Raw genomic sequence first — 12,265 nt, 5'->3', positions numbered from 1 at the left:
AGTTGTGTTTTGGTGTCTGGGTGTGAGATTTTGGTATTTTGGGTTTGGCTGGTGCTACAACTCTATGAGTGTGAGCAATTATTACCTCAAGATTTTTCGCGTATTGCTGAGTTGAATACTCAGTACAGAGATTTACCAGGGGATTTTGCAGATTTATCATTGATCGTCATTTCGGAACGCTTAGATATTGCTGCGATGCCTGCGGCGGAATACGCCTACGCTACTTTGGACAGTGATTTTGATATTTATCGGCGTTATCGGAAAAAACCTTTTGAGTCGGTATTTTAAGGATTGCGATTGTCAATGCGTAAGTCCTAAAACCTATAAAATCTAACTTAGGTAGGTGGATTTATGAATTTGCAACTCCTAATGTAGGGTGCGTTAGTGATTTTCGTAACATAATTTTTCTCAAGTATTGATGCGTTAAGCTTGACGGAATGCAACAGCAACTATATATCTGAGAATCAGCTGTCCATTCCGCCTCTGTTACGGAGTTAAAGTTTTGCGTTTTATTTGGCTCCACGTTTCTTATATTCTTGCTCCAATGAAGAGGATCGTTTAAACAACCCAATCTCTAACTAGTGCGATCGCTCACTGTATTTGTGACAGCAGCACGATAAAATTCTAAAACCATAATCGTACTAAAAGGTCTAAATGGCAGAAACACTATTCTTCAACGCCTTACGGGAAGCCATTGATGAAGAAATGGCACGTGATTCCAGCGTATTCGTTCTCGGTGAAGATGTAGGACATTACGGCGGTTCCTATAAAGTTACCAAAGACCTGTACCAAAAATATGGCGAACTCCGCATTCTAGACACCCCAATCGCTGAAAATAGCTTTACTGGGATGGCTGTGGGAGCCGCAATGACTGGGTTACGCCCCATCATTGAAGGCATGAATATGGGCTTTTTATTGCTCGCCTTTAATCAAATATCCAACAACGCTGGGATGCTCCGCTATACTTCCGGCGGTAACTTTAAAATTCCGATGGTAATTCGCGGCCCTGGGGGTGTGGGACGGCAGCTAGGCGCAGAACATTCACAGCGACTAGAAACTTACTTCCAAGCTGTGCCAGGGTTGAAGATTGTTGCCTGTTCCACACCAAGAAATGCTAAAGGTCTACTAAAATCCGCTATCCGCGATGATAATCCAGTGTTGTTCTTTGAACACGTTTTACTTTACAACTTGAAAGAAGATTTACCAGAAGAAGAATACTTGCTACCTCTGGATAAAGCAGAAGTTGTGCGTGAGGGTAAAGATGTCACAATTATTACTTATTCGCGAATGCGGCATCATGTGTTGCAAGCTGTGAAAACTCTTGAAAAACAAGGATACGATCCAGAAGTTATCGATTTAATATCCCTCAAACCATTAGATTTTGATACCATTGGTGCATCAATAAGAAAAACCCATAAAGTCATTGTTGTGGAAGAATCAATGCGAACTGCGGGTATTGGAGCAGAAGTCATCGCCTCAATAAACGATCGCTTATTCGATGAATTGGATGCGCCAGTACTACGGCTTTCTTCCCAAGATATTCCCACACCTTATAACGGTAATCTGGAACGACTAACAATCATCCAACCAGAGCAAATCGTGGAAGCTGTGGAAAAAATGGTAGCTTTGCGAGTCTAGGGATTGGGGACTGGGGACTGGGTATAAGGATAATAATCAATCCCCAATGCTCGATCCCCAGTACCCAATACTTGCTCATAACTCCATAAAAGAGCGCTATTATAGCCTTTGTCAGTTGCGAGTTATGGTATGCAAAGACAGCGATCGCTATTAATTTTGATTTTAGTCCTGATAATCGCCGCTATTACGGTGATTGCCACAATTCCGATACCCCTTGGACTGGACTTGCGCGGAGGGTCACAACTCACAATTCAGGTGAAACCATCAGCGGATATTCCCAAAATCACCGAACGAGAATTGGAAGGTGTGAAGAAAGTTGTCGAAGGTCGGATTAATGGTTTGGGTGTTTCTGAGCCAGTAATTCAAACAGTCGGCACAGATAAAATATTGGTACAACTACCAGGAGTTAATGATCCAGAGCAAGCTGAACGGGTGCTAGGGGGTACAGCGCAGTTAGAATTTCGGACACAAAAGCCGAATACAGAAACCCAACTGCTTGCTTTCCAAGCATCTAGAGCCGAATTGAAAGCCAAGCAAGAAGAGTTGAGAAAGAGCACCGACAAAGCAGCAATTGTCAAAAATCAAGAAGATTTACAGAACAGTAATCAAGCGATCGCAGAATTGTTTGAAAGCACTAATCCACCGCTAATTGGCAAATACCTCAAGGATGCATACGGTGAACCCACTCAAGGCGACAACTGGAATGTTGCCATTCGCTTCGACCAACAGGGTGGTGAACTGTTTGCCAATTTGACGAAAAATCTCGCCGGTACTGGGCGCAGCATTGGTGTTTTTCTGGACAATGAACTGATTAGCGCTCCTACTGTAGGTATAGAATTTGCCGCCACTGGTATTACTGGTGGCTCTGCCGTAATTACAGGACGGTTTACCCCACAACAAGCCAATGACTTAGGTGTACAGCTACGAGGTGGCGCATTACCCGTACCAGTAGAAATTGCCGAAATCCGCACTGTTGGAGCAACCTTGGGTAAAGACAGCATCACTAGCAGTATCTACGCTGGAATCGGTGGTCTGACTTTAGTATTAATATTTATGGTGGTGTACTATAGACTACCAGGACTGATTGCCGATGTCGCACTATTGATTTACGCATTGCTGACCTGGGCTACCTTTGCTTTATTGGGTGTCACCCTGACCCTACCAGGAATTGCCGGTTTCATCCTCAGTATTGGGATGGCGGTAGATGCGAATGTGCTAATTTTTGAGCGGACGCGTGAAGAATTGCAAGCAGGCAAATCCCTTTATCGTTCTGTAGAATCTGGTTTTTACCGCGCCTTTTCCAGTATTTTAGACGGCAACGTGACTACAGTCATTGCCTGTGCGGCACTATTCTGGCTAGGGGCTGGTTTGGTAAAAGGCTTCGCCCTAACTTTGGCCTTGGGTGTAATGGTGAGTATGTTTACAGCAGTTACCTGTAGTCGCACCTTAATGTTTTTAGCAATTACAATTCCCGCATTCAAGAAACCAGAACTTTTCTCTCCGAACCTGCCAACATCAAATAAGGCAGAGGTGGCTTAATGAAACTGAGTATTAACAAATCGCGATCGCTTTGGTGGGCTATTTCTAGTGCCTTCATTCTCGCCGGTTTCATCTCAATGGTGATTTCTTGGCAAAACCCGAATATCAAAGCACCCCTACGTCCCAGTTTAGATTTTGTTGGTGGTACACGATTGCAGTTTGAACGGGATTGTACCAAACCCGGTAACTGCGACCAGCCAATTGATATTAATATCGTCCGAGAAGTAGCTAAAGAACAAGGACTGGGCGATAGCAGCATCCAAATTGTCACTGACAGAGACACTGGTGGACAAAATGGTATATCAATTCGCACAAAAAACTTGGATCGCGAACAGCGTACCAATTTGCAAAATGCCTTAAGTGAAAAAGTCGGTACTTTTGACCAACAAAAAAATCAATTTGACACGGTTGGTCCTACTCTGGGATCAGAACTATTTAGGTCTGGGGTAATAGCTTTAATAGTTTCCTTTGCAGGCATCATAATCTACTTGAGCTTCCGTTTTCAGTTGGATTATGCGGTGTTTGCGATCGTTGCGCTATTACATGATGTCTTAATTACGGCAGGGATCTTTTCGATTTTGGGTTTAGTACTGGGTACTGAAGTAGATAGCCTGTTCATCGTTGCTTTACTCACAATTACAGGTTTTTCAGTCAACGATACGGTGGTGATTTACGATCGCATTCGAGAAACCCTGAAAATTAATCCCGATCGAGCGATCGCTGACATTGTGGATGATGCTGTGAACCAAACCCTAGCAAGGTCTATCAACACGACTTTAACCACGATGCTATCATTATTCGCTATCTTTCTGTTTGGTGGCGAGACACTGAAAAACTTTGCCTTAGCTTTAATTATTGGCTTTACAGCCGGGGCTTATTCAAGTATTTTCATCGCTAGTACTCTTCTAACTTTGTGGCGAGAGCGCAATGGTGAAACAAGTGTGGTAGTCACTGATGAATCGATTGATACATCTGCGGGTAATTAGTCATTGAGTATTGGACATTGGGCATTAGTCTTTAGCAAATGACAAATGACAAAGGACAAATGACAAATGACAACTGACCCATCCTTTACTCAACAAGTAGAAAGATTACATAGGTTGACAATATATGGTAGATGGCTATTTGTGGGCTGTTTATGGCTCACTGTTGCCCCTGCTTCCTTGTGGGGTCTACGTGCAGAAATTTCTCTGTGGCAACAATATTTTACCTGGGTGGCGGTGCGATATGGGCTTTTCTACAATCCACTGTCTACCTTTGGTTTAGCCTTTTGTATCGGAATGACCGCTGCTGTTTTAGTTTGGCAAAGTCGGAATATCTTACTCGGACTACCACAGCAAGAAAAACAACGTTTAGAAAAGCAAGTTTCTCGAATACGTCAACAGGGGCCAACTCATCCTCTGTGGAAGTGGATTTGTCATTAAATCTTCAAATCGTTGCATATAGATATACGTATTCAGCAATTTCTAGCAAAATATGACTTAGAAATAGCAAATATACTGCCAAAAGTGATGCCATACATGAACGATCATCAGATTCAATTTAGCGATCGCAAGTCTGAAATTGACCTTTACCAACTGCAAGAACTGTTAAATGTTTCAGCTTTCTGGGCAAAGGGACGCAGTATTGAAGATTTAGGTATAGCTATTGCCAATAGTGAACCAGTGATTTGCGTCTGGGATAGTGAGCGACTCATTGGCTTTGCTAGAGCAACATCTGATGGCATATATCGCGCCACAATTTGGGATGTTGTGATTCATCCAGAGTATCAAAGTAGTGGTTTGGGAAGTAAGTTAGTAGAAACCGTTTTGACTCATCCCCGCATGAGGTGGGTTGAGCGCGTTTACCTGATGACTACTCACCAGCAGGGTTTCTACGAAAAGATTGGTTTTCAACCTAACACCACCACTACGATGGTGTTACACAACCTAGCTAACGCTGCTTTCGTTACCGCTACAGAAGTTCAGCTTCAGGAATCACCGCAGCAGTTCCGAGCAATGAGTGCTGAGTGCTGAGTATAAGAGAGGTTATCTGCCAAAATATAAATTTCTGGGTCGGCGGGTAACAATTGCAAGGGAAAATTGCGATTAGCCGCCAGCATATAAGTTAATTTATGAACCTCCTCCAAAATTTGGATTAAGGGTCGGGGCTGAATATCTAATTTATTGGTACCATGTTCAGTTCTCGCAACATTGAGAATTTCATCCATCAGCTTCAGCAGTTTCAGCGTTCGCTCGTGAGCTTGGGCAATAAATTCTCGCTCCTCAGCTGGATCTTCACACAAATCGGACAAAATTAACTGTTGCAAGCCAATCAGACCATTGAGGGGCGATCGCAATTCATGAGTAGTCCGTGCTAAAAAACCAGCTTTAAACTGGCTCATTTCCCTTGCCATCAGGTATGCCAGCTGCGTTTGTTGTAGCTGTTGCGATATTGGTGGCATATCCTGTTGAGCTAATGGCGCTACTGGGGATGAGCTAGATGAAACATTAGACGAACGCACAAATAACTGACGGAAAACCATACCTAGTGCTATTCCTGCTCCTAGATATATCCAGTTGCTCCAATTCATAATCTGGCAATTATTAACTTGTTAATTGATCACAACAGTGCAAACGAAAGTTCCAGATTTATCTGTTGTGCAAATCAGCGAAACAACATTATAGCTACCTATATCTGGTTATCACTCGAAATCTCTAACTCGATCGCACCTTGTCGCAAAATCTGCCAATTTATCCCTGTCCATTTAGCAACGGTGGAAGGTACACCAATTCCCAGCATTTCACCCTCATATTCTGTTGTTGCTAGAGTCAAAACTTTGGGAAACTGATTCTCAATTTCTGCTATCGTTTGCAAAGGCGGTTGACCAGAAAAATTGGCGCTAGTGGTGGCAAGAGGGCCTGTTTGCGCCAAAATAGTTTGGGCGATCGCACTGTTTGGTACTCGGATACCAATTGTTGTCGGGTCAATGGGGTTCATAACTTTTGGCAAGTGTTGACTCGCTGGTAAAACTAATGTCAGCCCTCCCGGCCAATATTTATCTGCTAATTCTTGCCAAACTTGATACTCATCTTCACTACCTTTGACATACGGCCACAAATCTTCAGCACTAGCCGCCATCAAAATCAAAGGTTTATCTTGACTGCGTTGCTTCGCCGCAAAAATTAATCCTGCTTTTTCTGGTACGGTTGCAAGTGCCGGAACAGTATCCGTAGGAAAGCTCACCAAAAGACCAGCACGTGCGCCAGCTATTAAATTTGTTAGAGAAATTTGTGTCATTGTTATGGGTTTGAGCATGAGGCAGGTTTCCTATTTTCTATGCGCTATGCCCCATGCCCCATGCCCTTTTCCTAACTTTTATAAGCAAGGGCAAAGCGTTCAATTCCAGCTAAATCAGCATGAATTTGAATTTTACAATAGCTACCTTGATTTTGCAAAAGTTCTCGCACTGCATCTGCCTGTCCTGCCATCATCTCAATCAACCACACGCCACCTGGTTGCAAATAAATAGGGGAGACTTCGATCAAATGGCGAATGCAATCTAAGCCATCACCGCCACCATCCAAAGCTAGATGTGGTTCATGGTTAACTACTTCTGGTTGCAAACTAGGTAAGGTACTGGTGGGTATGTAAGGGGGGTTCGACACCATACCACTGAACTGACCTTTTAAGAATGTCAGTGGCTCCCACCAAGAACCTTGATAAAATTTAATCCGGTCAGCAAAACCCAAATTATCGGCGTTGGTTCGTGCGATCGCCAGAGCTTCTAAACTGTAATCAACTGCATGAATTGTGGCTTTTGGCAAGACATCTGCTAATCCCAGTGCGATCGCTCCACTCCCAGTACCCAAATCTGCCCAGTGTTCTGAAGCATTGCTAGCAGATGCTTCCGCTAAATCAATTAAGCACTCTGTCTCTGGTCTAGGAATCAAAACCGCACTCGACACCGCGATTTGAAAGTTACGCCAAGGTGTAACTCCCGCAATATACTGCACTGGCAAGCGATCATTTAATCGCCTTTGCCACAACTGGTCTAACTCTTCTAAAGGCAATTGCAGTTGAATTTGCGGCCAGTTTTTAAAAGACTCCAAACGCAGTGCCAAGCGGTCTAAGCCAGCAACTTCGAGCAGCAGCCAATCTACCTCTGCTGGTGGGACATCAGTGGCGATCGCTGCTTCAAGAGCTGCATTTCGCCACTGCCAAAGTTGTAAACCAGAAACTATCAGATGTTTCTCCCCCATACCTCAACCTTGGAACGCATATCCGTTATTTTTTCGGAGCGGGGGCAGCAGGCTTGGCAGCTGGTGATTGATTCGGCGAAAGGGAGCGAATAAAATTGATCGACTCCCGTGATGGATAGAGAACAATTTTATTGATACTAGGATCGCTGCTGCTATTGAGAGCCTCCATAACACCGTACAAATCCACTACCTGAATTTCAGTGTTTTCTGCTTCCTTTGGCACGGCTTTCTTGAATTCGTCTAACAGAGCCACTGCTTGCTCTTTCTCAAAAAAGAAGGGGATGTACCGCTCGTTACCTTTGGCAACGGGAATGGTCAGATAGCTATTATCTTTCTTAAATTTAGGTACAAATAAGGGAATACCATTGAATTGCTCCCCTTTTTTACCATTTTGATTGAGCATACTTGTCGCCGAAGCTACCTGTTGTTGAGTCGGGACTAAAGTATAAATTACAGAGTCTGGTTTCTTTTTGCTTTCTTGCACTATTTTATAGTAGTCTGCCAGAGACAAAGGTCTAACCTGTAGGGTGTTTGCCAACTGGGGATTTTCTTTTTTGAGCCGATTGTCAAGGAATTTTTGAGCATCTTGCTTGCTAATAAAAAACCCTACTTGTGAAACTGGCTTGGATGCGTTGTTTCTGGAAAGAACTACGAATTCGCCTTTCGGATTGGTAAGCGTGAATACAGGTACTTCTTGGAGCTTTTTAACTACCTGATCTTGTGGCAACGCGATCGCCTCTAGATTGCCTATTCCTGGTAGATTGCCGATTCCTGAAAGCCCAGTTAAAAATACACTGCCAGCTATACCCAATGTTGCGCCCAAGCGAATAAATGATTTCATGACTGCTCCTCGCATCAATAGTCCAATTAAATTAAACAAATGCAAATGGTTGGATTTCCACAGCACCAACTAGCTTTAGTTATATAGCAATCTATTTCAGTTGTGAAAAATTCATTGTGCGCGTTGAGGTTGGGTGTTAAACATCAACGGTCAAAATCCAATGTTCCCCAACTATTTAGGGTTGCTATAGTATCGTTTTCAGAAATTGGCTGTGCTAACGTTGTGTTTTTCTCGGTTTAGCTCCGCTATTCACCGCGAAACGCCGTAGATGCCTATTATATGTCTTCTCAAACAGTGAAAAGTCTCTCCATCTCTCCGGCCTTGGAGATGATAAATGCCATTCTATCGGCTTTTTCTAATATTGGGTGACGCTATTGCTTTATCAATCGTTCCATCTGGGATTGGTTTAATATCTTCTCGAAGATATAGGAATCCGGTTTTATTCCTGAATTTACTTGCGTGGGCAGGGAACAGGGAATAGGGAATAGGGAACAGGAAAGAAGGCATAAATCCGTACTGAGTCTTGTTCAAAAATCAAATAGGAGTCCTATATACAAAGCTCAGTAGTAGAAATAACTTACACTTACTGCTTAAGGACTAAATTTGCCTGTTAGGCTTCAACAGCTAACGCAACAGCAGAACAGCCTAATTGATATCCCCGGTAAAAACACGCAATTAAACTGTATGTGTCAGCAAAAAAACTAGTTAATCTGCTTTAACTCTTAACTATACTAATTAAATCGGGATGACAGGATTTGAACCTGCGGCATCCTGCTCCCAAAGCAGGCGCGCTACCAAGCTGCGCTACATCCCGGTTATACTTATCGACTTTTTTGGTTTAGTTTTAACTTCCCATCAAAGCGATCATACTTTTTACAAGGCATTAATTTAATCATATCAGATAAAACGGCTTATGCCTAATATCTTTTATCTTCTGTAAAGACGAGCTAGATCACATCCTTACACTGATAAAGGTTTTTCTGCCGACTTAGTTTTACAAGAGATATACTTGTTTGTTCGTCGGCTAAACCTTGTCAAACCAAATTAAAGTAATAGTTTTGTACTAGTATACCTGATTTTCTTGTGCGAATCGGGTTTTATTTGGATTGAGCGCTAGTGAGGATACCAGAACATGCCTTTGATGCCTTCTGGATCAGCCATAAACCCCATAGTTCGGTAGAAATCTACAACATGTGGGTCAGCAAAGAGAGTGACATTACTAATTTCTTCACTCCTAAGTTTTTTGAGAACGTATTTCATCAGCGCCTTACCCAGTCCTTGACTTTGAAAGTCTGGGTGAACCACCACATCCCAAATTGTGGCATTAAACGCGTGATCTGAGGTAGCCCGTGCAAAACCAATGAGCCGCTTTTGGTTTCCTCTCACCTGCCACATTGAGGCGACGAGAAAACTATGCTCAATAGCTTTTTTCACTTTTCTTAGAGGACGACGCGACCAACCAACTGCATCACAGAGTTCTTCTAGCTCATATAGGTCAATGTCTCGTTCCGTACTAAAGACGATTCGAGCCTCCTTTGAAGAAGCTTCGCTAATGCTGCTGGAGTTGCCCGCAGCTGCCGCTGTATGCTCTTCAAAGGGGTTTGTCCTAGTTGTCGCTATAGATTCAGGAGTACTAAACCAAGTTTTCCAAAAACCCATGCCAACGTGGTTCGGGTAGTATAACTGAATTGGTTTCCACTCTCAGGAGTGTTGATTCATGTTTAACATAGCTACCCCCATTTACTACCCTTTACACTCAAAGTTTTTCGGTTGTTTTCGGGATTTGTAATGGTAACAGCCAGTTAAAGCGTGTTTCACACCAATCATTTTCAACTTTAGCATTTTGTTGTAGAGGCTAGGAGAAATTCATCAAAAGGGAAGGATAATAAGTAATTCAAAATTCAAAATTCAAAATGAAAAAACCTAATCCTGGGAATTACTCGTATAGAGCTTAAATGCACGTTAGCTTAGGAGTGAATTGTATACAAGGGATTGAGCATTAGGCATTGGGTATTAAGAACACTCTATTTCTTGTCCCCCCAGTCCCCAATTCCCAGTCCCCCATCCCAGCCCTCAATCCCCAACACCCAGTCCCCAGGTGACGAAAGCAAGCGAGTCTTACCCTTAACAATGGCTTCTGGTTTAAAATCTTCGACACTGGAACTCCTAAAGCGCTTTAACCGAGCGTTTCCCCAGTTTTATGAGCAATTCGTCAGCAGTGAAATTCAACTGCAAAATTTGCGGCTAGCCTACCGTCTCTATAAAACTAGACGCGCTGTGATTGAACTGAAACCGGAAGGTAGCAAAAGTGCCCTGCATTTTGCTTACCGCAACCAGTCTTTTCTCCTCAGCGATATTTTTGGTGTACTAGCAGCTTATGGGTTGACTATCCACGGTTTGAGTCTATACGGTCAGATCCGTCCGCCAATGTTAGTTTTTATCAAACTTTTGGTGTCTCGTGGTAGTAAAGCCTTGACCGAGAAAACCGCAGAAAATGTCTGTCGCGCCATTCGCGAGGCTTTGGGAGGTCGGTTTGAGGTAGAAGAGATGCTGGCAGTAGAATTCAATCTTGACACTGGCTTAGAACAGGTACAAACTGAGTTCTATGTCGATCCGGTCTTTCATCTCCCCGCACTAGTGATTGAAGCCGATAATCAACCAGGATTATTCTACAAAGTGATGTACGCCATCTGGCAGGAAGACCTTTTGGTAGTCAATGCCAATTTACTAGTTTGGCGCGGACGTACACGGCTAATTCTCTACTTGTTGGGGCCAAATGAAAGCCTCATTCCTGAATATCTGGGCCACAAAATTGCTGAAGGAGTGCGACAGAGGTTGCTAGGTAAATGAAAAAAGTGAGGAGTTATGAGTTAGATAATTCGTAATGACGCTCCTGCGTCGCTAACGCTGCGCTAACGTAATTCGTAATTAAAGATTAATAATTCCTCACTCCTAATTTTTAACTCTTCGCACTCCGTATTTAGTCGCACCCGCCCTTAAGGGTACGATATAAGTATGGCAACTATCGAAATCTTGGGCGTTCCACACGCATACGAGCTAACGGCTCCCACTTCCTGCCCCCATGCTTTAGTATTTATCCACGGTTGGCTTAATAGCCGTGGATATTGGCAACCTGTGATTTCCCGCCTATCAGATGATTTGCAGTGCCTTTCCTATGATTTGCGGGGTTTTGGTGAATCGCAATCCCAGGTAAAAACTGATTTTAGTCGAGCACAAACGTCTCTGAGCCTGACGCCCATCTCCAGTAGTGCGCTTGGCTCACCTTTCGATTCTATTTACACTCCTGCTGCATACGCTCAGGATTTAGCAGTTCTTCTGAAACAGCTGAATATTAAGAGTGCTTGGCTAATTGGTCACTCGTTGGGTGGGACGATCGCTCTTTGGGGAGCAGACCAAATACCTGAGTGTGTTAAGGGAGTTATCTGTATCAACGCTGGTGGTGGTATTTACCTCAAAGAAGCCTTTGAGCAGTTTCGCTCGGCGGGTCAGAAATTTTTGCAAGTCCGCCCGCGCTGGCTGTCCCAGGTGCCTTTGATTGATTTGCTGTTTACTAGAGCGAGTGTGGCTCGTCCTTTAGACCGCTATTGGGCACGTCAGCGGGTAATTGATTTCGTCGTGGCTGACCCAGAAGCGGCTCTGGGAACTCTGTTAGACTCCACAACGGAAGAAGAAATCAATCGTTTACCTGAGTTAGTATCCCAACTGAAGCAGCCAGTTTATTTTTTGGCTGGCGCGGAAGACAAGGTTATGGAACCCAAGTATGTGCGACATTTAGCTAGCTTTCATAGACTGTTCCAATATTGTGCTGACAATGTTTTGGAAATTCCTAATTGCGGACATCTGGCTATGTTGGAGCAGCCGGATGCTGTAGCTGATCACATCCGGTCATTAGTCATTAGTCATTAGTCATTAGTCATTAGTCATTGGGGATTGGGGATTGGGGATTGGGCATTGGGAATTGGGCATTGGACAAAACGACCCGCTA

General features: G+C 43.5%; 11 protein-coding genes, 1 tRNA gene and 2 pseudogenes. 8 read left to right on the top strand and 6 right to left on the bottom strand.

The genetic code is table 11. The features are described 5' to 3' along the window. Nucleotides 1–57: 57 nt before the first annotated feature. From HUN01_RS14990 to HUN01_RS14965, 6 genes and pseudogenes are all read left to right on the top strand, one after another. A pseudogene (locus tag HUN01_RS14990) lies at nucleotides 58–288 on the top strand (VapC toxin family PIN domain ribonuclease); the annotation flags it as partial. Between the two features lie 366 nt (nucleotides 289–654). Beyond that, entirely contained in the window at nucleotides 655–1,638 is a 984-nt protein-coding gene (locus HUN01_RS14985) for an alpha-ketoacid dehydrogenase subunit beta (protein WP_069070088.1), read from the top strand. Between the two features lie 129 nt (nucleotides 1,639–1,767). Further along, the gene (secD, locus tag HUN01_RS14980; protein WP_181932695.1) at nucleotides 1,768–3,177 is read left to right on the top strand and encodes a protein translocase subunit SecD; all 1,410 of its coding nucleotides are present in this window, start codon (nucleotides 1,768–1,770) and stop codon (nucleotides 3,175–3,177) included. After that, nucleotides 3,177–4,163: a protein translocase subunit SecF gene (secF, locus tag HUN01_RS14975; RefSeq protein WP_181931935.1), complete on the top strand. Its 987-nt coding sequence runs from the start codon at nucleotides 3,177–3,179 to the stop codon at nucleotides 4,161–4,163. The genes secD and secF overlap by 1 nt, the downstream gene beginning before the upstream one ends. A gap of 66 nt (nucleotides 4,164–4,229) precedes the next feature. Then, entirely contained in the window at nucleotides 4,230–4,601 is a 372-nt protein-coding gene (locus HUN01_RS14970; protein ID WP_181931934.1) for a hypothetical protein, read from the top strand. Between the two features lie 96 nt (nucleotides 4,602–4,697). Then, nucleotides 4,698–5,192, top strand: a complete 495-nt coding sequence (locus tag HUN01_RS14965) for a GNAT family N-acetyltransferase (protein WP_181932694.1) — start codon at nucleotides 4,698–4,700, stop codon at nucleotides 5,190–5,192. Between the two features lie 14 nt (nucleotides 5,193–5,206). On the opposite strand, the pseudogene HUN01_RS14960 reads toward HUN01_RS14965, so the two are convergent. From HUN01_RS14960 to HUN01_RS14935, 6 genes and pseudogenes are all read right to left on the bottom strand, one after another. Then, nucleotides 5,207–5,749: pseudogene (locus tag HUN01_RS14960) on the bottom strand (sensor histidine kinase); the annotation flags it as partial. Nucleotides 5,750–5,847: 98 nt separating this feature from the next. Continuing rightward, complete coding sequence (locus HUN01_RS14955) at nucleotides 5,848–6,456, bottom strand: L-threonylcarbamoyladenylate synthase (protein WP_181931933.1); 609 nt, start codon at nucleotides 6,454–6,456, stop codon at nucleotides 5,848–5,850. A 71-nt stretch (nucleotides 6,457–6,527) separates the two neighbouring features. Continuing rightward, complete coding sequence (gene prmC, locus HUN01_RS14950) at nucleotides 6,528–7,418, bottom strand: peptide chain release factor N(5)-glutamine methyltransferase (RefSeq protein WP_181931932.1); 891 nt, start codon at nucleotides 7,416–7,418, stop codon at nucleotides 6,528–6,530. Nucleotides 7,419–7,443: 25 nt separating this feature from the next. Continuing rightward, complete coding sequence (locus HUN01_RS14945) at nucleotides 7,444–8,259, bottom strand: Tic22 family protein (protein ID WP_181931931.1); 816 nt, start codon at nucleotides 8,257–8,259, stop codon at nucleotides 7,444–7,446. Nucleotides 8,260–8,999: 740 nt separating this feature from the next. Then, nucleotides 9,000–9,073: transfer RNA gene (locus HUN01_RS14940), tRNA-Pro, on the bottom strand. A gap of 299 nt (nucleotides 9,074–9,372) precedes the next feature. Further along, nucleotides 9,373–9,918, bottom strand: a complete 546-nt coding sequence (locus HUN01_RS14935) for a GNAT family N-acetyltransferase (protein WP_069070095.1) — start codon at nucleotides 9,916–9,918, stop codon at nucleotides 9,373–9,375. A gap of 471 nt (nucleotides 9,919–10,389) precedes the next feature. On the opposite strand from HUN01_RS14935, the gene HUN01_RS14930 reads away from it, so the two are divergent. Both HUN01_RS14930 and HUN01_RS14925 read left to right on the top strand, forming a co-directional pair. After that, nucleotides 10,390–11,109, top strand: coding sequence for a hypothetical protein (locus HUN01_RS14930; protein ID WP_012410214.1), 720 nt, complete (start codon nucleotides 10,390–10,392; stop codon nucleotides 11,107–11,109). Between the two features lie 165 nt (nucleotides 11,110–11,274). After that, complete coding sequence (locus tag HUN01_RS14925; RefSeq protein ID WP_181931930.1) at nucleotides 11,275–12,186, top strand: alpha/beta fold hydrolase; 912 nt, start codon at nucleotides 11,275–11,277, stop codon at nucleotides 12,184–12,186. The last annotated feature ends 79 nt before the right edge of the window (nucleotides 12,187–12,265 follow it).

Origin of the sequence: Nostoc edaphicum CCNP1411 (genome assembly GCF_014023275.1) — a bacterium.
Taxonomy (GTDB): Bacteria; Cyanobacteriota; Cyanobacteriia; order Cyanobacteriales; family Nostocaceae; genus Nostoc; species Nostoc edaphicum_A.
The sequence above is the reverse complement of the archived record's forward strand: the minus strand, read 5'-3'. Positions and strand labels throughout refer to the sequence as shown.